11 protein-coding genes are annotated in these 22,361 nt (G+C 44.0%); 6 read left to right on the forward strand and 5 right to left on the reverse strand.

Translation table 11 applies throughout. The features are described 5' to 3' along the window. Positions 1–171: 171 nt before the first annotated feature. From J4N22_RS07865 to J4N22_RS07875, 3 genes are all read left to right on the forward strand, one after another. Positions 172–675 (forward strand): hypothetical protein, encoded by a 504-nt coding sequence (locus J4N22_RS07865; RefSeq protein ID WP_207493379.1) that lies wholly within the window; start codon positions 172–174, stop codon positions 673–675. A gap of 208 nt (positions 676–883) precedes the next feature. Continuing rightward, positions 884–1,105, forward strand: coding sequence for a hypothetical protein (locus J4N22_RS07870; RefSeq protein WP_207493380.1), 222 nt, complete (start codon positions 884–886; stop codon positions 1,103–1,105). Next, positions 1,102–1,398, forward strand: a complete 297-nt coding sequence (locus tag J4N22_RS07875; protein WP_207493381.1) for a type II toxin-antitoxin system RelE/ParE family toxin — start codon at positions 1,102–1,104, stop codon at positions 1,396–1,398. Before J4N22_RS07870 ends, J4N22_RS07875 begins: the two co-directional genes overlap by 4 nt. 101 nt (positions 1,399–1,499) lie before the next feature. On the opposite strand, the gene J4N22_RS07880 is transcribed toward J4N22_RS07875, so the two are convergent. The 4 genes from J4N22_RS07880 to J4N22_RS07895 all read right to left on the reverse strand — a co-directional run bounded on the left by J4N22_RS07880 (position 1,500) and on the right by J4N22_RS07895 (position 16,385). Continuing rightward, complete coding sequence (locus J4N22_RS07880) at positions 1,500–2,576, reverse strand: PorP/SprF family type IX secretion system membrane protein (protein WP_207493382.1); 1,077 nt, start codon at positions 2,574–2,576, stop codon at positions 1,500–1,502. A 3-nt stretch (positions 2,577–2,579) separates the two neighbouring features. Continuing rightward, entirely contained in the window at positions 2,580–14,375 is an 11,796-nt protein-coding gene (locus J4N22_RS07885; protein ID WP_207493383.1) for a PKD domain-containing protein, read from the reverse strand. Positions 14,376–14,614: 239 nt separating this feature from the next. Continuing rightward, complete coding sequence (locus J4N22_RS07890; protein WP_207493384.1) at positions 14,615–15,445, reverse strand: hypothetical protein; 831 nt, start codon at positions 15,443–15,445, stop codon at positions 14,615–14,617. A 43-nt stretch (positions 15,446–15,488) separates the two neighbouring features. After that, positions 15,489–16,385, reverse strand: a complete 897-nt coding sequence (locus J4N22_RS07895) for a 1-aminocyclopropane-1-carboxylate deaminase/D-cysteine desulfhydrase (RefSeq protein WP_207493385.1) — start codon at positions 16,383–16,385, stop codon at positions 15,489–15,491. Between the two features lie 72 nt (positions 16,386–16,457). Between J4N22_RS07895 and J4N22_RS07900 the strand changes: the two genes are divergently transcribed. The 3 genes from J4N22_RS07900 to J4N22_RS07910 all read left to right on the forward strand — a co-directional run bounded on the left by J4N22_RS07900 (position 16,458) and on the right by J4N22_RS07910 (position 21,452). Further along, on the forward strand, positions 16,458–17,360 hold the full coding sequence (locus tag J4N22_RS07900; protein WP_207493386.1) for a sugar phosphate nucleotidyltransferase: 903 nt from the start codon (positions 16,458–16,460) through the stop codon (positions 17,358–17,360). 82 nt (positions 17,361–17,442) lie between these two features. Beyond that, positions 17,443–19,800: a glycoside hydrolase family 31 protein gene (locus J4N22_RS07905; protein ID WP_207493387.1), complete on the forward strand. Its 2,358-nt coding sequence runs from the start codon at positions 17,443–17,445 to the stop codon at positions 19,798–19,800. 182 nt (positions 19,801–19,982) lie between these two features. Then, positions 19,983–21,452 (forward strand): tetratricopeptide repeat-containing protein, encoded by a 1,470-nt coding sequence (locus J4N22_RS07910; RefSeq protein ID WP_207493388.1) that lies wholly within the window; start codon positions 19,983–19,985, stop codon positions 21,450–21,452. Between the two features lies 1 nt (position 21,453). On the opposite strand, the gene dcd is transcribed toward J4N22_RS07910, so the two are convergent. Then, positions 21,454–21,990 (reverse strand): dCTP deaminase, encoded by a 537-nt coding sequence (dcd, locus tag J4N22_RS07915; RefSeq protein ID WP_207493389.1) that lies wholly within the window; start codon positions 21,988–21,990, stop codon positions 21,454–21,456. Positions 21,991–22,361 lie beyond the last annotated feature (371 nt).

Here is a 22,361-nt window from a genome sequence, read left to right on the forward strand (position 1 = left end):
GGCTGTTGCAGGTACCACTGCGGTACAAGTGTGCGACGCAACGATGTTGATGGTTGTTCGTTGGTTTGGTTCAAAGTTCTTCTTTGTAGTAACAACTGAAAGAGGAACCAGAAACTTGTCCTCCACCCGTTTGCTTCTTCCCCTATTTTTGCATCAAACAAAACCAACCACATGTACCAGGGACTACTGCACCTACACAACATCGGCAGATGGATATTGATCTTATTGTTAGTTATAGCTATCATCAATGCTTTTGCAGGCATGCGCCGCAACGAGCCTTTTTCACGCGGACAAAAAAAGATCGGGCTGTTCCTGATGATCACAGCTCATACAATGTTGCTGGTGGGCTTGTACCAATGGTTTGTAGGTCCTTGGGGACTGAAGCAGATACAGGAACTAGGCATGGGCGGCGTGATGAAAAATAGCATCTCACGTTTTTGGGCTGTAGAGCACATACTTGGAATGCTAATAGCTATTGTACTTATTACTGTTGGACGTAGTGCTTCAAAGAAGGCTATTGCTGATAAGGCAAAACATAAGAAGATGTTCTGGATGTTCTTCATTGCGTTCATTCTTATCATGGCATCAGTGCCCTGGCCAGGCAGGCAAGTAGGAAGGCCTTTACTTCCAGGAACAGAAAGACAAGCTGAGATATATAATGATCCGGCGGAGTAAGAAATCGAATTTGGCAGCTTTAGTAGCTGCCTTTTTTATTGTTAGAAGAAAAATAACATTCGGCTAGTGCCGCTTAATTACATAGGAGATATCAATGGAGTTCTGTTGAGATAGTGTGGGGTACAAGTTAAAAATTCAATTTCTTGTTCAATGGCATGAGTATGACTTCTAAAATTACAATGAGTAACTTTATACTAAATGCAAGCATATGAGTGCAGATAGATACAAGCAATTGCTAAAACAACTAATAGACTCCACGGATAACGAAATACTGTTAAAGCACTGGAAACGTCAGATGGAGTGGGATATTCAACATCAGCACGAGGTGGAACTTACTGAAGAAGAATGGAACCTGGTGAGCGAAGGAATATCCGACTATGAAAAAGGAGATATTATTTCACTTAAAGAGTTCATTGAAAAAAACAAGTGAACAAGTATGAAGTCTTCACCACTAAGAAAGCTGAAAATGATGAAGCAGCCATCTATCATTATATAGCAGCTACGTTTGGCGAAATATATGCCCGCAAATTCAGAGACAACTTGATTGAAGTGTTTACCATTCTTTCGAAGCAGCCTTTTATTGGAAGACCAGCAAAAAAAGGTCAAAACCTTCGTGTATTCTTATTCAGTAAACAGAACAAAATCGTGTATAAGGTGTCTGATACTGAAATTGTCATTCTTCGTCTTTTAAATACAAACACCAATTTTTCTGGTAGATTCTGAAGTAGTCTTTTAAGGACATGTAAAATATTGGTACTGCTGTTAGATCAGGGTTTATTGAGATGTAGTGACCAATGCTCCTTACAACATATAGAGCAAAAGGATCAAAACGCAACACACCTCAACTTCTCCGCCGATGAGTTTCTTGTGTTCAAGAAACCTCTAAAAGAAGCTGTAAGCTCAAAACCGCCACGCATCTGTGAAGCTGTTTTTAGTTTGCTCACGTTTGCATCATAGCTCAGCCCCAGGTTCCACTTGAAGTAGCGCAGCCTTACAACCGGTATCACTGCATCGTTCCAGCGGTAGAAGGCACCTAGTGCAAGCGAGACAACCTCATCTTCATTATAATATTCTGCTACATCCATTTCGTATAATGCACCTCCTAAAAACTGCCGATGACCACCCTGCACAAAATAATCAGCAAAGCCTATCAACCGGCTGTTATCACCTGTAGGAGTATTTAAGCCGGCATTGAACACCCACTTGCTTTGAAGATAGGTCTCAGAGTTATTGCTGAAAAAATTCATCCGCGGCTTCAGGAAGTGGAAGTAGCCAACGCCGATATAATACCTGCTCTCATAACCAAAGCCACTGCTATAGGAAATGCCGGTACTGGCATCCCAATAGGTGAAGCCTGTACCGCTAAAAACCTGGCGACTGGCATTGCCACTGGAGAAGCTACCGTTCACAAACTGGTCGTCCATCTTGGCCTGCGTGGGATCGAACTGGCTGGTAACAGGGCCACCCATGAAAGCCAGCGACAGGTAGTTGTCTTCATCCTCGCTCAGCGACTTATGAAAGTTCAAAACAGGGAACAACTGTGTGCGCTTTAGTTTGATATCGCCTGCTACATCGTGCACTACTTGTGCTCCAATCGTCACATAGTCGTTGAAGTTAAACACCGGCAACTTGTATTCGATGTTAGCAGCTGATGTTTGGAACGGCACTGTTACACTTTGCCACTGTGACCGATGTACTGCCGCCATTCTCATGTCACCTTTGAAAACACCAGCCAGCGCAGGATTGCGAAGGATCGGCATCTCGTAAAACTGGGAGAAGTGGAAATCTTGTGCTTTTGTTTGAACCACAAAGACACTAAGGGCACAAAGGCACACCAAGAAAGCTTTGTGCTTCTTATTGAACTTGGAGCCTTCGTGGTTCATTCTTTTTTTCTCTTTCATTTATTACTTGATTATGGCAGTATTGCCTTTGTAAACAAACGGAACATCATTTTCGCAGAGCACCTCGCAGGTGTATACATATACATCGGGTGGTGCCTTTTGTCCCTTCACCATTCCATCCCATCCGTATGCAGGATCATTGGGTGAGAAGTTGGAGCGCTCATACACCAGCTCGCCCCAGCGGTTGAATACCCTGAAATTCTTGACGGTCTTGATACCCGTGCCTCTCACCACCAGGATGTCGTTGATGCCGTCATTGTCGGGTGTGAAGAGGTTTGGTATAAACACCTGTGTGCCTTCGCAGAATACCTTGATGCTGATGGTATCGGTGGCGCTACAGCCATAGGCATTGGTAGCAAGCACCCTGTAGGTGATGTCTTTCTTGATATGTGCTGTGGGTAGTGCACACGTGCTGCAGTTAAGATCTGTAGCCGGCGACCACAACCACCTGGTGATCGGTCCATTGGTAACAGTGCTAGCCAGTGGTAACATTGTTCCTGTTGACAGTGTTTTATCCGGCCCCAGGTCAATGGTAGGATACTCACCCACAGCTACTGTTATTCTTGCTGTGTCAGTAAAACAGCCTTCTGCATCGTAGCCCACTACAGTATAGGCTGTAGTAAGTGTAGGTGATGCAATAGGTGTGGCAATGTTTGCAGCATTCAATCCTGTAGATGGCGTCCAGACATAACGGGTAGCACCAGATGCTATCAGCTGTGTAGACTGGCCTATGCAGATGGTATCTTTTCCTGAAACTCGTACGGTGAAAGGCTGCACCACGCGTATGTTCACGGTGTCTTTAGCCGTACAGCCAAAGCTGTTGGTACCTGCTACTTCGTAAGCCGTAGTGTTTGCGGGGTTAGCAATAGGATTTGGACAGGTATAACAATTCAACCCATACAAAGGACCCCATGAATATACCGGCGCACCTGTAACCTGCAGTTGCACGCTCTGCCCACGGCAGATCACCTTATCATCACTTGCCTTCACTGTAGGTGTTGGATTGATGATGATCGGCCTGTTGGCAGTATCACTACATCCAAAGATGGTACTGGTGATCAGAGTGGCATTGTAGCTGCCGGTAGTAGTATAGTAGTTGCTGAACGTAGGTGCATATGAAACTACGCCGTTGGTAAATGACCATTGGTAGTTGCCAATACTATCTTCCGATAAAATAGTAGCAGCATATCGTACCGGCTGGTTCACACAGCCAAGGCTGTCGCTTACGATAGAGATCACCGGGATGTTGTTCACCTTTACAAACACCACCTTGTTGGCAGTATCAGCACATCCGCTGTTGCTGGTAACTACAAGCTGTACCTGGTAGTTGTTGGTAGCCGTATAGGTCTGTTGTGGATGACGAACAGCGGAAGTGTTGCCGTTACCAAACTTCCAGCTCCAGTTGGCCACGCCTGCATATGCTCTCGATGTATCAGTATAAGAAACCAACGTGCTGCCACAACTCCTAGTCATTGCTTCCCTGAAGCCGGCTTTCACTATGTCTACTTTTATAGTGTCTACTCCTAGTATCAAGAGCCTGCACGAAGCCGTGGGGCCAGCGATAAGTGTTACGGTAGGGATGTAGTTTCCACCTTGCGTGTAGGTATGGTAAACAGTGGTATTGGTAGTGGTAACCACTTTACCATCACCAAAACTATAGCGGATGGAATCTGTTCCTGTTGCATTAACCTGGAAACGTACCGGCGTGCTGCCACATATAACGCCATGGTCATAGGTGAAAGAACCTGCAGGACCATTTACTACAATTGGTTTCGTCATCACGTATTTACAACCTCCTGTTGTGTTGGCAGTCATGCGCACATTGTAGGTACCTACGGAGTTGAATGTATGCGTGACGATGTTGCCTGTATCCCTTCTGCCATTGCCAAAGTCCCAGGTGGTAAGTATGGAAGGATAGGTCTGGTTGGTAAACGTGACGGTGAATGGAACACAGGAGCTCACGCTGTCTGATACAGTAAAGCTGCCTGGTAAACTAGATAACACCGTTACTGTTTTTTGAGCACTATCTATACATGCATTACCTGGTGAATATTGACGAACACCTACCAGCGTCACTGTATATGTACCTGCTGTTGCATACCTGTACTTAGGATGAATAACATTGGTACTACTGCCATCGCCAAACTTCCACGTAAGGCCGGTAATGGTGTCGCTTTGGTTGGTGAATTGAATACTATCACCAATACATATTGGTGACGGTGCAAAAGCAAAGTCAACTACAGGTTTAGCAAACACCGTAACTACTTCGGTACTGGTGGTATCGGAGCATCCATTGCTTGCAAAAAGGGTAACGGTGAAGCTGCCTGTCTGCGTATATGTATGGCGAATGGTGTCGATGTTGCGGGTCGTGTTCAAGATGTTTCCATCTCCAAAATCCCAACGGAAGTTAGTTGCACCCGATGAATTGTTGATGAACATTACATCATGTGGTTTACATCCATTAGCCTCATTTCCATTGATGGCAAAATCAAGTTGTACAGTATTGGGTGAAACAACGATGGCATACCGCATGGTGTCGCTGCCACACTCGTTGGTAGCTATCAGTTTAGCATAAAAAGTATCCTGTACAGCGGTATGATAGGTATGCTGTACCTGCGCTGTTGTTGCCATTGGCAGGGTGGTGCCATCACCAAAATCCCACAGGTAAGAAACATTCAAACCTTTAGAAGTATTGGTAAACTTCACCGGTAGGGGCGAGCATCCTATCGTTTTATCAGGCGCGAAAAATGCCTTTGGTTTCGACTTGATGGTGATGTTTTTCGAGATCGTAAGCGTATCACATTGCGAGTAAACCGTCATGGTTACCTTATAGGTGGTATCACCATAGGTAGGATTAGGCTGGAATATGATACTACCAGGATGTGCCGCGTTGGATGTTTGACCGTTGCCAAAGTTCCAGGCATACCTGAAGTTGTTTAGTCGCGGCGTAAGGTTGGTAAACATGATTGCTGCCGGTCCGCATTTTACCGTATCCGATACATCGAAAGCCGGCTGAGGACGGGGTGGAGTGAAGAACCAATGCTCCAGCGAATCATTTCTGCAGCCGTATAAGCTTACAGCCACCATCTTTATCAGCACACTATCTCCCGGTGCTACTAACGTATATCCAGGATTTACCGTCGTGCTAGTGCCATAGAATATGCCGTTTGCATACCAGTTGTAACTACTATTCTGCGTAGGAACAAGCATAGGCCTCACCGAATTATTATCTATATGAAAAGGTGCGCACGAAGTATCTTTTATCACCACCCATTGTGCTCTTGCATCCGGGTTTACGGTGATGGTGATCGCATCGCTGGTGTTGCTTTGTGCGCCACTGCACAGATCGGAGGTTACTATTCTTCTATACCTGGTGGTAACAGTAAGTACGCCCGGGTCATGGTGTTGATTGGTAGCACCAGTAATGGTGTTCCAGGTTAGTCCGCCATCTGTACTTTGTTGCCACTCATAATTGTAAATGCCATTCGCGCCAACAGGTAATGATCCCGTTATTAATCCTGCAGCAGTATTGATACAAATACTCTTATCCTGCTGGATGTTATTGCCACTAATAGGTGGCTGTACGGTAACATATGTATAGAGACTGCTTGATACACACGGCAGACTGGTGATGGTTCTGCGTAGGTATATGCTGCCTGTAGGAATGATAGTGATAGATTGTCCTGTCTGACCTGCAATGTTCACCCAGTTGATGTTGTCGGTGCTCTGCTGCCACTGTATGTTGTATGTTCCGTTGCCACCAGAAGGCGCATCGCCGGTAACGGTCACAGGTTGCGAGAAACAGATGGTTTGATGTGTAGTATCTATTTTGTTTACCAGCTCAGGATGAACAACCACAGCTACACTGGCTGGCGTTGAAGGACACGTGCCTACAGTAGCCGTTGCTGTCACTGTATACGTTCCCGTGGCAGCTGTAGTAGCATTTAGTATAGAAGGATTTTGAACATTGCTTGTCCAACCATTTGGCCCCGTCCATGAATATTCGATGGCGCCAGGAGAAGTTGTAGCAGCAGTAAGGTTCAACGTACTGGAAGCGCAGATCGGGCCATTGCTACTAACTGTAGGTGTTGCCGGTGTAGGATTGATCACCACATCAATCGTTCCTGTTGGTGAAACACAATTGTTCAGCGTTACGGTAACTGCGTACGTTCCGGATGCTGCAACAGTAGTATTGTTGATCACAGGACTTTGCTGTGTGCTGCTCCAGCCGTTGGGGCCTGTCCATGCATAAGTAAGGTTGCCGGGTGTTGCTGAGTTTGCCGTTAAGTTCAAGGTGTTGCCACTACACAATGGCCCATTGCTGGTTGCTACCGGCATAACAGGCGGATTAGGATCAACCAGTGTGAACGGACCTACTGTATTGGAAGGACATCCTGTGAGTGTTACACTTATATTCTCATAAACACCTGCAGGCAAATTAGAAATGGTTAATGTACCGCTGCCTGCTGCCGTAAGGTTAACTGTTTGTGGTGCGCTATTGAATGTATACTGAACGGTATAAGCTGTGTTGGCTGTTAGTCCCTCCAGTTGAATAGATCCGGTAGGAGTATTACAATTGGTAGGATTTGTGAAAGATGCATTGCTGATATTCGGTGTAGGATTTACTACTGCTACTGTAGTGCCGGCTGCCGATGGACAGTTGCCTGTAGTGGCAGTAGCTATCACATTATATGTTCCGTTATCTGCAACGGTGGTAGAAGCTATAAACGGATTTTGTAAATTAGAACTAAAACCATTTGACCCAGACCATGTCCAACTAACCGTTCCATTGTAAGAAGTATTAGCTGTTAAGTTTAAAGGATTGCCCGTACATACAGGCGTGTTGCTGGCTACCACAGGTGTTGCTGGTGTCTCGTTAATCACAACATTTACAGTGCCTGCAGCCGATGTACAACTGTTAAGCGTAACGGTAACACTATAGGTGCCGTTTGCGGCCAGAGGTGCATTGTTGATCACCGGGTTCTGGTCGGTGCTGGTAAAGTTGTTTGGGCCAGACCAGGCGAAGGTTAATGCACCGGAGGATGTACTTGTTGCAAACAAGTTCAACGTATTGCCACTGCATATCTCGCTGTTGCTGGTAGCCACAGGAGCAGCTGGTGGATTAGGATCAACCAAAGTGAACGGACCAACAGTGTTAGAAGGACAGCCGGTTAGTGATACACTGATGTTTGTATATACACCAGCCGGAAGATTAGCTATAGTAACAATACCGCTAGCATCAGCTGTTATAGTAGCTGTTTGTGGTGCTCCGTTCTGCGTATACTTTACCGCGTATGATGTGGCTGCAGTCAATCCCTCAAGCCTGATCGTTCCTGTAGCAGAATTACAATTGGTTGGATGGGTGAAACTGGTAGCGGTGATGCGCGGTGTTGGATGAATGATGACAGCAGTTGTTCCCGCTGCAGATGGGCAATTGCCTGTAGTTGCAGTCAGCACCAGCCTGTAGGTTCCTGCTTCTGCCATTGTTGTATTTGCAATGGTTGGATTGGCAAGACTACTGGTAAAGTTGTTTGGCCCCGTCCAGTTGTATGTAACAGTGCCGGGGAAAGAAGTGGATGATGTTAGCAGCAATGTACTGTCAGTACACACTGGCGTGTTACTTCCAACTATTGGTGCCGGTGGTGTGGCATTAATCACTACATCAACAGTTCCTGTTGCCGATGTACAATTGTTCAAAGTAGCAATTACACTATAGGTTCCATTAGCAGCCATTGTAGCATTAGCTATAGATGGATTCTGACTGGTATTGGTGAAACCGTTCGGGCCACTCCATGTATAGGTGACAGCACCTGAGGTAGTGGTAACAGCTTCCAACAAAAGCGTATTGCCGCTACATATCGGGCCATTGCTGGTAGCTACCGGCGCCATTGGTGGATTAGGATCAACTAAGGTGAAAGGTCCTACTGCATTGGAAGGACATCCACTTAATGTAACACTTATGTTAGTATAGGTGCCTGAAGTAAGTGCAGGTATAGTAAGAGAGCCAGAAGGCTGTGAGGATATAGTGGCCGTTACCGGTACACCATTTTTTGAATATGTGACAGAATAAGAAGTAGCAGGTACTAACCCATCAAGTGTAATGGTGCCTGTGGCAGTATTACAATTGGTAGGATCTGTTTTACTACTACCAGTGATGGCAGGTGTAGGATTGACAACCACAGTGGCTGATCCCGCAGCTGATGGACAGTTGCCGGTGGTGGCAGTGATCACTAATGAATAATTACCCGCAGCAGCCGTAGTCACATTGTCTATGGTTGGGTTCTGCAACGCACTTGTAAAACCATTCGGTCCATTCCATGCATAGGTGATCGCTCCGTTGAAAGAGGTAGAAGAAGAAAGGTTCAGCGTATTACCTGTACATACAGGGCTGTTGCTAGTGACAGTTGGCGCTGCCGGTGTTTGGTTAACTACTACAGCAATGCTTCCTGCGGCGGACGTACATCCATTTAGCGTAGCAGTAACATGATAGGTTCCTGTAGCGGCTACGCTTACATTATTGATCGAAGGGTTCTGCGTGTTATTGATAAACCCGTTAGGCCCGGTCCAGGCATAGGTTATCGCTCCTGTGGTAGTGGTAGATGCTTCAAGCGTCAACGTATTTCCACTACATACAGGACCATTGCTGGTAGCCACCGGTGTTGCCGGCGGATTAGGATCAACCAGGGTAAATGGTCCGACAACATTAGAAGGACATCCGTTAGCACTCACACTGATATTGGTATAAGTGCCTGATGGCAGCGAACCGATGACCACTGTTCCGGCACCCGTTGCAGGAATGGTGGCTGTTTTTGTAACACCATTTTCTGTATAGGTTACCAGGTAAGAGACATTGGCCGTTAATCCTGTTAGTGATATGCTTCCGGTTGCTGTATTACAATTTGTAGGATCTGATTTGCTACTGCCTGTGATGCTGGGTGTAGGATGAATGACCACTGTGGTACTACCAGGTGCTGAAGCACAATTGCCGGTAGTAGCTGTAGCTATCACTGAATATGTTCCTGCTGCATTGGTAGTAACATTATTTATAACAGGATCTTTCTCCGTGCTGGTAAAACTGTTAGGGCCCGTCCACGCATAGGTAACTGCGCCAGCGAAAGTCAGGCTGGAGCCCAGGTTCAATGCATTACCTGTACAAACAGGACTGTTGCTGCTGACTGTTGGTGCCGGCGGTGTAGGATTAACTACTACAGCTACAGTGCCTGCACCTGATGTACAGCCATTCAACGTAACGGTGACGCTGTAGGTGCCGCTTGCCGCTGTAGTAGCCGACGGTATAGTTGGGTTTTGTGCTGCGTTAGAAAAACCATTTGGTCCGCTCCAGTTATAGGTCAACGCACCTTGTGTAGCAGAGGTGGCTGAAAGGGTCAATGTACTTCCGCTACATACCGCACTGTTGCTGGTAGCAACAGGCGTTGCCGGTGGATTGGGATCAACGAGTGTAAATGGTCCGACTACATTGGATGTGCAACCTGCAATGGTTACATAGATGTTATTGTAAACACCTGCAGTAAGATTATCTATTACAACTTTACCTGGTGCTACTGCAGTGATGTTTCTTGAACCGGCAACACCATTTTTTGTAAAGCTTACCAGGTAGGCTGAACCTGTGGTAAGTCCATTTAATTCTATGGTACCTGTAGCTGAATTACAATTCGTAGGATCTGTGCTGGAAGCAGTGGTGATTGATGGCGTCGGGTTTACAATAACTGCTACAGTTCTGGCAGGCGATGTACAGTTTCCTTGCGTGGCAGTGGCTGTTACTGAATAATTTCCTCCATGTATCAACGCAGCACTTGCAATGGTTGGATTTTGATCAGCGCTGGTAAAGTTGTTGGGGCCAGTCCATGCATACGTAACCGCACCATTGAAGGTGGTGCTTGCGGTAAGGTTCAATGCATCACCTGTACATACTGGGCTGTTGCTGTTGGCTGTTGGTGCAGCAGGCGTTGCATTCACTACTACTGCTACACTGCCTGCCTGCGATGTACAACCATTCAGTGTTACCGTTACATTGTATGTGCCGATAGCAGCTGTGGTAGCATTAGGTATCGTAGCATCTTTATTTGTGCTGCTAAAATTATTTGGACCTGTCCATGTATAGCTGAGTGTACCGTTGGTTGTACTGCTTGCACTTAAAGTCAGCGTATTTCCTGCGCAGATAGGACCATTAGCAGTTGCAGTTGGCGTGGCTGGAGGATTAGGATCAGATAAGGTAAAAGGGCCGACTGCATTACTTGCACAACCATTCAGGGTTACCACTAAGTTGTCGTAAATGCCAAAAGTGAGTGAGCTGATTTGCAATGTACCACTACTGGTGGATGTGCCTGAGCCGTTCAGTGCTGTACCGTTTTTACTATAGGTATAAGTATAGTTTGTATTGTTGGCCAACCCTGAAATGGTAATAGATCCGGTTGCTGAGTTACAGCTGGTAGGGTTAGTGGCGGTTGCGGTAATGGTTGGTCTTGGCTTGATGTTTACCACGATCTCGCTACGACCACTTTGGCAGGTGGTGGTAGTATTAACCTGGCTTACATAATATTTTACAGTACCTGCAGTAGTTGTAGACGGTGTTGGCGTTGCAGAAGAAGGTGTACCTCCTGTGGGTGCATCGTACCAGTTCAAGGTATTGCCTGCAGTTGCAGTTGCCTGCAAGGGCGATGCCGTTGCTCCCTGGCAATAATCAACAGGAGTGGTAACGACAGGATTGGCAGGTGAGGCGTTGATGACCACGTTTACAGATCCTGATGAAGTACAACCGTTAAGTGAAACAGTAACATTATAGGTGCCGCTGAATGCTGTAGTCACATCTGTTCTTGATGGCGTAGCAGAAGTACTTGTGAAAGAGGCAGGACCATTCCATGAATAGGTGACACCAGGCGTGGTGCTGTTGGCAATCAGGTTCAAGGTGTTGCCCGGCCCGCTACATAATGGGCTGTTGGAGCTGACGGTTGGTGCAGCCGGTGCGCTTGGATCAGTCAATGTGATCGGTCCAACGGAATTGGAAGCACAATTATTAGGCGATGATGATACAGAGATGCTCGTATACGTTCCGGCACCCAGGCTTGGAATCATAAGCTCTCCTGCGGCTGATGATGACAACGTAACAGTAGTAGGACTTCCTCCATTCTTTGTGTAAGTAACGGTGAACGTGGTTGATGGTATGAGGCCGTTCAACGTAATAGTACCATTGCCACCACCACAAGTTGTTGGATGGGTGAAAGCAGTGCTTGAAATATTAGGCTGCGGCTTCACTGTTACGGTGAATGAAGAAGGGGTTCCGCTACAGCCATCTTTGTGCGGCGTAACAGTATAAGTAACCACAGCATCAACAGTGGACGAAGCGTTTACCAGTACATCATTGATATTTCCTGAACCAGTGGCTGTATTGCCTGTGGCCGCTCCTGAAGTTACGGTGCTGGTATAGGTGAAAGTACTACCGGTGCCGGAGGCTGTGGGTGAATAGGAGAGGGTAGCGCCGCTGCAAATAGTCCTGGGAGTGGCGTTGGTAATCTTGTTCTCTGGGCGAATGGTAACGATCAAATTATCCGATGTGGCCGGGCAAGATGATCCAGATACAGGATTTGCGGTGTAGGTAAAAGTGACGGAGAGTGTTGTTTTATCGTTTCCACCAAAGGTGTAAGTGGGTGTAGGTGTGTTGCCGTTTGTAAAGCTTCCACCGCCGGTGCTGCTCCAGCTTACCGAACTGGTAGTGCCAGTGGCGGTACCTGCTAACGCGATAGAAGTAGCATTGAAGCAAACAGTGGTATCAGGGCCTGCATTGGCTACCACAGGTTGGTCAAAAATGATCTGCTGCGAAACCGTTTTGCCTGCACCACATCCATTGAAGTAAGTAACAGAAACCGTATATGTGCCGTAGTCGTGGAAACGGATCTTCGGGTACCGGTCGCTGGCATTACTGTTCACAAAGGTGAAAGTGCCGCCGGTTATTTGCCAGTTGTAAGTTGTGATGGGAGAATGAGCTGCATTGTATGTAGGAAAATGGTTACCCGATGCAAAATCAAGCACCGTGTCTCTCGTGCAATATCTTTTTGAGGATGGAAGCGTAACATTGGTTTCACCCAGAACGAGTACTGGTTTTACTATTGAGTAGCTTCCGCATGAATTGGTAATACTATACCGGATGAAATACTTACCGGTGCTATCAAACCTGATGATTGGTTCAAACGTTCCAGTGGTGGTAGAATTTGTGAATGTGAAACGGGTGCCACCCGTGATAACGTTCTTGTTTGCGTCTAACACCTGCCAAGAATGTGTTGGAGAACCGCACATAGCAGGTGTAGTCAGATTCGTAAGATTGACTAAAAGTGGAGCACAGCCTGCAAGAGAGTCTTCATTGTTCATCTTGAAGTTAGGAGTAGGAACAGGTTGGACACAAACATCTTTTACCATCTCAGAGACTGTATTACATCCAGCAGTGTTTTGTGCTGTCAACTTTATCTGCCATACGCCTGCTTCATTAAAAACGTTTGCAGGCACCTGCAGGTCTTTGTTTGGATTATTAAACCACGATGAATTGACAGACTGGAAGGAATTACTAGGAGATTTAATAAACCACCTTATCGTGACGTCTCTGCTACAAGTTGTTCCTGTACCATGAAAGCCATTCGTCGTGTTGTTGATGAAGGTTTGGGCAGTATTGATGCAAATAGGTGTAGGGGCCGTGAAATCAGCGGTTGGAGCTATGCTTGTATTGACTGATTTCTGCGTTCCATTTCCATTTTTGATGTACGTGTCGCAATTGTTGTTTGTACCTATTTTGATTCCCTTATTAAACAAATTGAAGTCTACCTTGAACACACCATTCGAGTTCAAGTTGTTTTGTGCTAGACAAGTTGCTAAAGAGTAGTTGTGGGCAAAGGCAGAGTCTTGCAGCAACTTTGCATGAGTGAAAGTGTCTTTCTTGGTGCCATCCCCATAGTCCATTATATATAAAGAGCCGGGGTAATTTTTGCCAATCACATTTGGATCAATGGTGAACTTAACGGCGTTGCCAACACAAACATTCTCACTACTAAGGTTACCTAGGGATGTATTTCCAGTGTTAAAAAGAAATATATAACTAAAGGTTTGAGTCTTACCATTTAGTGTAGTTATTAGCTCAATAGTGTAATAATCATTTGGTAAACCAGATGGTATGGTAAATAATGCTCCACCACCAAAAATGCTTGATACAGCCAAATCTGTTGTAGCGCCAGTAATATGGTTTATTAACTTGATTGAATATGTGTACGTTGAATTGTAATTAATAATTTCAAAAGTGTTATCAGTTGGACTTGCGGCAGATGTACCGTTATTAAGATAACCGAAAAAGTTATTGAGGCTAAAGCAGCTTACCTGTAGGTTGTTCAGTCCTGGATTACCAATAGTTGATAAATTGAAAGTTGTGTGTGTTTCAATATTAAAAGAATTGGTAACCGGAGATGTAGCCAGTACGACACCAGCCGAATCTGCTACAACCTTCAATGAGTAGTTTCCTGGGCTAGTAGAAGATGGAATGATGCCATTAATCAACGGAGTAAAGAAGTCGCTTACAGAGCCGATATTCGCGTTAAGAACAGTCCCTGAACTGTTTAGTAGTTGAAGGGTGAATCTTGTCTTAAGTGGAAATACACCAACTGGTTTGATATGTATCGATAAACTTCCACCCTGGTAGTAGGAGACGGAATTATTGAACCTGACGATATCTATTCTTTGTGAGAAGCAGCATATACTGATTAGCATAGCTATCGCTATGCTACCTAGTTTTTTAAGAGGCATATTATGGGTTGTCAGTTTTGGCGGGGGGATGCAATTATAGGACTTATTTGTTTAATCATTAAGCTATCTAGCACTCAGTCTTGAAGGTTATTGCATTCGGTGCTTCATTACCAGGACTCGCTGATCGTATTCTATACCTAACAATAAAATTCAAGCTGACTTGCGTTGATATTAACAAAAAACTCCAGCTAACCTGCCGGAGCTTTTATGCTTAACGTTTAACAACCCTGCTGTATTGCCTAAAAATCCTTCGGCAAATAAAACTTGTTCTTCTCTTTTAGCTTATCGTCTTCGTAGAGTTCGAAGTGGAACCAGCCGGAGTGGATGAAGTTGGCTTTGTCTAAAATCAAGGGCGACTCTCTTACATGGCGGATCTCGAATAGGGGACGACCATCTTCTTCAAAAAATTTGATCCTATACTTCCTGTCGCGGAAAAGTGGCAGTGCTATGTTGATATAACCTTCGCGGTTAGAATAAACATACAATGATGGGCGCCAAACTTCTTTTGCAAAAAAAGGTTTTAGCAACACCAGCGAATCATTGATAGCTAAGAGTGTATCTTTTGTCTGGCGGAGAACGCTATCTCTGAAATGCCTGAAGTTATACGCGGGAATTTGCCTGTATACACTGTCTTTTATCCGTACAGTTACAAGTCTTTTATCTGTTGAAGAGATATTGGAAAAAGCAGGATTTTTGATATCTCTTCCGGCAGCAGTGGCAGTTGGAGGAGGTGTAAGTCCAACCCGCTTTGACGGGGTAAAGAAATAACTTCCATTTTCTAACACATAGAAGATGCGGTAAAATATCCTGTTGGTTGGCATCTTTATCTCAGTAAAACCATTCTGTGGAAGTTGGGGTGATTCTGCAGAAAATACGGTTGTGAAAAAACGGATGCTATCAAATGACCGCTGTACATTCAATTGTATCACATTCGGATATGGGTTTACCCAGCTTACAGTAACCTTTTCTCCTCGTTCTACAACAGTGAAATTAGGTAGTGTGTCCTGGCCAAATGATGAACCGATAGATACAAGTGCAACTAAGAGATATAGGAAGAGATATTTTTTCAATGTACGCTGGATTAGTCGGGCAAAGATAATGGGTGGATACTTTCTAAAATGCTAAGACTTCAGGTGCTAAACTCTGGTTTCCCTGCAGCCCGCCGCTATGAATAAACAATAATTTACTGCCTGCAGGTATGTAGCCAGTTTCAACTAAGTGCTGCGTGGCAAACATGCTTTTACCAGTATAAACAATATCAAGCGGTATGTGGTGAGACAGGTAAAACTGGTTGATGTATTCCAACAATTCTTTTGGATGTTTTCCATAGCCGCCGAAATGATGATCATGATTGATTGCATACTTTGCTACTGCATTTGGTGTTAGTGCCTGTACATCTTGTAGTAGTTGTGCATTTCCTTTCATACTACTAATGCCGATGATATTTTGATAGGCGCCAGCAGCATTTATTAAACCAGCCAGCATAGTACCTGTGCCTACTGCTGCAACTATATGCGTATAGGTTTTTGCATCCTCCACTAACCCTAATATTTCAGCTGCACCTTTAGTACCCGTTTCACCAAAGCCACCTTCATTTACCCAATAGTAATCCTGCTTTTGATATTGTTGCATAATCGATTCTTTGGATCGATATGCTTCGCGTGAAACGAAATGCAGTTGCATGCCATCAGCTTGTGCTTGTAGAAGGGTAGATGAATAAACAGCTGGCGCTTCACCCCTGATAATCCCGATGCATGATAATCCTGCAACCTTACATGCATAAGCCGTTGCAGCTATATGATTTGACCATGCACCGCCAAATGTGGCTAAGGTATTTTTTCCTTGCAGGGCAGCTTCCTTTAGATGATACTTTAGCTTGAACCATTTATTGCCACTAATTACAGGATGAATTGCATCTAGTCGTAATACATTCAATTCAATATTCTTTACTTCTAACCACGAAGCATGGACCGGTTGTATAATGGCTTTATTATAATCTACTGGAATCATTTTTGCATCCCCCAAACTTTTGTTTGCGTCTAACGCAGTATCAATTAGTTTCGCAAAGTTTAAATAATAAATATGCAACCAACACTCGTAATATTAGCTGCAGGTATGGCCAGCCGCTATGGAAGTATGAAACAAACGCAATCCTTCGGCCCATCAGGTGAAACGATAATGGATTATTCTATCTACGACGCTATCCGTGCAGGTTTTGGAAAAGTTGTTTTTATCATCCGCGAAGATTTTGCAGAAAACTTCAAAGCTACATTTGAACCAAAGCTGCAAGGTAAAATAGCTACTGATTATGTTTACCAAAAGATGGACTCATATATTGGAGACCGCCAGGTGCCTGGAGACAGAACAAAGCCTTGGGGTACTGCACATGCAGTATTGTGTTGTAAAGAACAAGTAAAGGAAAACTTTGCTGTGATAAATGCTGATGATTACTATGGCCGCGATGCATTTCAAAAAGCTTATGATTTTTTAACTACTGAATGTAATGACCGTACCTGGGCTATCATTGGCTATGAGCTAAAGAGAACATTGAGCGAGAATGGTAGTGTAAGCCGTGGTGTATGCGAGGTTGATGAGCAGCAGAACCTTGTTTCTATCAATGAAAGAACAAAGATCTACCGCAATGAAGAAGGAAAGATCACTTACGAAGATGAAGGTGGCTTGCATGAAGTAAGTGAAGACAGCAGTGTAAGTATGAACTTCTGGGGTTTTGCGCCTAATGTATTTGATATAACAGAAGCTCAATTCCATGAATTCTTGGATGCTAACATGAGCAATCCAAAATCAGAGTTCTTCATTCCTATTGTTGCTGATAAATACAGCAAAGATGGAAAAGGAGTTATCAAAGTTATTCCTACACAATCGCAGTGGTTTGGTGTTACCTATAAAGAAGATGCACCTTCTGTTCAGCAGAGCATCAACAACTTGATAGAGTCCGGAGAGTACCCGCAGAACCTGTGGGCATAACCATCATCATATTTTCAATGAAAAAGAGGAACTAGTTTTCCTCTTTTTTTATTCAATAAATTGCTCCTCTAAACCATCTCTCATGAAACATCTGACAGTTGCTATATCAATATTCATCACTTCTATATCCTCTACCATGGCACAACAAAACAGGCTCAGCGAACAGGCAGGTACAGTTAAAAGTGTTAAGCAGGAAAACAATACATATCATTTTGAACTAACCAATGGCTTTGCGCAAGTAACACCCTACAACGCCACTACTATAAGGGTGCGCGTTAATAAATCTAAGTTCACCGGTGATCAGTCGTATGCGATTGATGATCTTACTGCCAAAGGTAAGTTTACTTCAAAGGAAGAGGATAGAGACAACCTGCGACTGTATACAGACAGCCTGATGGTGGTAGTACATAAAACACCTTTTCGTGTATCTTTTTATAACAAGGCAAAACAGTTGATCAATGCTGATGAAGATGCATTGGGTGTAAGCTGGTATGGCAACAATGTTAGCTGTTACAAAAAACTTCATAAAGATGAAAAGTTTATAGGACTGGGAGAGAAGACCGGTGGCATAAACAGGCGTGGCAATTTCTATACGCATTGGAATGCAGATGTACCGGGTTATGCTTTGAATGCAGATCCTTTATACTCTTCTATTCCTTTCTTCATTGGTATCCATGACAAGATGGTGTATGGTATCTTCTTCGATAACTCACATCGTACGTATTTCAATTTTGGTGGTGGTGCTGATGAAGAGCTTTATCATTTTGGTGCTGAAGATGGTGAGATGAACTACTACTTTTTTGGTGGTAATACAGTAACTGATATCATCAAAGATTACACTTCTCTCACTGGCCGCACTACCATGCCGCCGTTGTGGAGTTTAGGTTTTCAACAATCACGTTGGGGCTACGATAGCCAAGAGCAGTTGCTTGATATTGCAAAGACTTTTCGTGATAAGAAAATGCCTGCAGATGTTATTGTGAGTGATATCAACTACATGGACAACTATAAAATCTTTACCTGGAACCCAAACAACTTCAGTAATGTAAAGCAGATGAATGCACAGATGAGGCGGATGGGTTTTGATATGGTAACCATCATAGACCCAGGTATCAAAATAGAAAAAGGATATAAGGCATATGAAGAAGGTGTAGCTAAAGATCTTTTTGCTAAGTATCCTAATGGAAGAATGTATGTTGGTCATGTGTGGCCAGGGCGTTGTCACTTTCCTGATTTTGTGAAACCGGAAACGCGTAAGTGGTGGGGCGAAAGCTTTAAGGATAGCTATGTGAACAATGGCGTTCGTGGCTTTTGGAACGATATGAATGAGCCTGCAGCATGGGGTCGTGAATTTCCTAACCTGATAGAATTTGGAGAAGGCAAAGACAAAGCAACTTTATATAAAGTAAAGAATGCTTATGGCTCGTTGATGAGCAAAGCAACATACGAAGGAACACGCGCATTGATGAATGGACAACGTCCTTTTGTGCTTACTCGCGCTGCTTATGCAGGTATTCAAAAATATAGCGCTCAATGGACTGGCGATAACGTAAGCAGCGATGAGCATATGCTCTTAGGATTTCGCTTGCTGAATAGCATGGGCGTTAGTGGTGTGCCTTACGTAGGTATGGATATTGGTGGATTTATGGGTAATCCTTCACCTGAACTTTTTGTTCGTTGGATGTCACTTGGGGTTTACTCTCCATTGTTCCGCAACCATACGCATTTTGGTTATAACTACCGCGAGCCATGGTTGTTTGGTGAAAACAACACACCTATTATTCGCGGTATTTTAGAACAACGCTACCAGTTGCTTCCTTACCTATACAGCAGTTTCTACCAGGCTCATGTTACCGGCATGCCTATCAATCGTATGCTACCTATTGCTTATACACACGACGATAAAGTGTACCAGGGAAAATTTGAGAACCAGTTCCTGTTTGGTGATAACATCCTGGTTGCCCCGGTTGAAAGCAACAAGCAGGTTGCTGAAGTTTATTTACCCGGCAATACAAACTGGTATAGGTTAAGCAATGATGAGATATTCAAAGGTGGAGCTGCTACTTATGTGCAGGCACCACTTACTGATCTTCCTGTGTTTGTAAAAGAGGGGGCTGTTATCCCGATGCAGTCGGTTATTCAGCATACAAAAGAAAAAGGTGATGGTGTACTTTACCTGCATGTTTATAAAGGATCAACTCCTACATCGTTTACTTATTATGAAGATGATGGAGAAACGTATGATTACGAAAAAGGTAGTTCATATAGAAGAACGATATCGTATGATCCCGAACAGCAGAAGGTTTTGTTTGGAGCTAAGCAAGGAAACTTTTCAAGCAAATTCAAACGTGTAAAGCTTATACTCCATGGTTTTGGTAAAGCAGGAAAAGATGAAACTTCCGCACTTAATGATGGAGCTTTTGAATTATCACTCAACTAAATAATCTTTTTCTTCATACATGAAAGAGCCTGCTTATGCGGGCTTTTTTATTTGAATGAACTGTCAATTTTCTTCAACTCCTTTGCTTCCAGCTCATTCGAGCAATGGACTTATAGGTGCCACAAGTTTAATTTCATTTTCCTGTATTTAATTTATACATTATATCATCTAAACAATAATCTATGAGTACAGGTAAATGTTTTGTGATAATGGGATTTGGAATCAAAACCGATCTTGCTACAGGCAGGAAGTTAGATCTCAACAAGTCTTATAATGCGTTGATCAAACCCGTGGTTACGGCCAAAGGTCTTAGCTGTATTCGCGCAGATGAAATTCTGCACACAGGCATCATTGATGTAATGATGTATAAGGAATTGATGGAAGCGGACATTGTTATAGCCGATCTATCCACTGCTAATCCAAATGCTTTTTATGAACTAGGTATACGTCATGCACTGCGTCCTCATACTACTATCGTTATTTCTGAAAGCAAGCTTCCATACCCGTTCGATCTTAACCATGTGCGGATAACTTCTTACGATCATCTATGCGATGTTATAGACTACGATGAGGTAATGCGCTTTCATGGTGTACTGGGAAAAACACTTGATGTAGTGATGCAACAGCCAAAGGTGGATAGCCCGGTGTACACTTATCTCAATGGTCTTGTTCCGCCTGCATTGCAGGAACGTGCAGCACAAGTGGCTGTTGAAATTAATAATGCCATCGAGAAAAATCAACCAGCTAGAAAGAAGAAGAGCGAGCAAAGTAAGACCATGTCTATGACCACAGAACAGGCCGAAGAAGCAATCAAAAAACGCAAATACAAAACAGCTAAACTTCTTTTTGGATCTGTGCTCGACATGTTGGAAAATGATGATGATCCTGCTAACAACATTAACCCATACATATTACAGCGCCTCGCTTTTTCCATCTATAAAAGCAAAGAACCGTTGCGCTTACACGGTACCGAATCAAAAGAAGGAAATCATTTACTGGCGCTAACAGAAGCTATGACATACCTTAACAAACTCGACCTGCGGCATACCAACGATCCGGAAACACTTTCTTTAGCCGGGTCTATAGAAAAGAAATTGTACGAAAAGCAGGAAGGTGATGATCACCTGGCTGCGGCATTGCTATATTTTCAGCGAAGCTTTTACCTGCTATACAGCAGGTACAATGGTATAAGCCTGGCGTACATGTACCTGTGCCAGGCCAATTCTGCTATCAGCAGCACTATAGAAGAAAAGATAGCTGACTTGGTAGCAGCCAGGCGTATGTGGAAGATGGTTATTGAAAAGTGTAACCACGATTGGAAAGAAGTGGTGAAGCGTGAACAGAAACACCAGCATGATGAACAAGAGTATGATGCGCTGTCGCAGGAGCAAACAAAGAATGACCTTGAACAAAAGTTCTGGATACAGGTAAATAAGGCTGAAGCTTACTATGGTTTAGGTAATATGGAAGCCTTCCAGGCAGCGCATGAAGCAGCGTCAAACATACCGCACGAAAAGTGGATGATGGAATCCTTCGAACATGAGTTGAAGCAGGTAAAGCGGCATCTAAAAGCGGTAGGTTATCTTATAGACCCTTCTCTGCAAAAGCAACGGAAAGTAGTAGTACAGCCAAAGCAGGCTATTATTATTTAGTTTAAAATGTATTCTTCCACATCATGCTTTCTACCGGCTTGTCGGGCTGGCCACTGTACTTTGCATTTTTCTTCTGGTTATATTTCACTTCTATTTCGCCATCCACCGGGAAGTAGATCAGCTGCCCAATAGGCATGCCTTTATATACTTTCACCGGTTGTTTTACAGAAATCTCGAGTGTCCAGTTGCCACAAAAACCAACGTCGCCTTTGCCAGCTGTAGCGTGAATATCTATGCCCAGCCTGCCCGTGCTCGATTTTCCTTCCAGGAAAGGAACATGGGCATGCGTTTCAGTATACTCCATCGTAACGCCGAGGTAAAAAATATGCGGGTATAATACAAAACCTTCTTCAGGTATTTCAAAATGTTCTACCTGGTTATGCTTCTTTGCATCCAGTATATGTTCTTTATATGTAGCCAGCCACTTGCCCAGGTGCACATCATAACTATTGCTGCCTAATGCTTCCCTGGTATAAGGTTCAATCTTAATTGTTCCCTTTTCCATCTCTTCTAAAATGCGACTGTCTGTAAGTATCATATCTGTATTATTAAACCAGCTTTATCACTTTGTTGATGCAGTGGTTGCGACGCTCCGTTCATCTGCAGATCGCTTGGCGGCGGGGGCAGAATTCAGTGATCAGAGATCAGTTATTAGGCAGTAGTGAATGGTTAATAGTCAATGGTGAATTGTCAATAGGCAATGGTGAATTGCTGCTGGTGTTTGTGGTATGGCTCAGCAAGCTGTTAGATTTATAAGAACAACAACTTAATGAACTTACCACTGCCGACACCGACAAACAGGAACAAGAAACCAGGAACCCTAAACATTGAACATTAAACCTTAAACATCAAACCTTAAACATCAAACCTTAAACATCAAACCTTAAACATCAAACCTTAAACTTGAAA

The sequence above is a fragment of the Aridibaculum aurantiacum genome (genome assembly GCF_017355875.1).
In the GTDB taxonomy this organism is placed as follows: domain Bacteria; phylum Bacteroidota; class Bacteroidia; order Chitinophagales; family Chitinophagaceae; genus Segetibacter; species Segetibacter aurantiacus.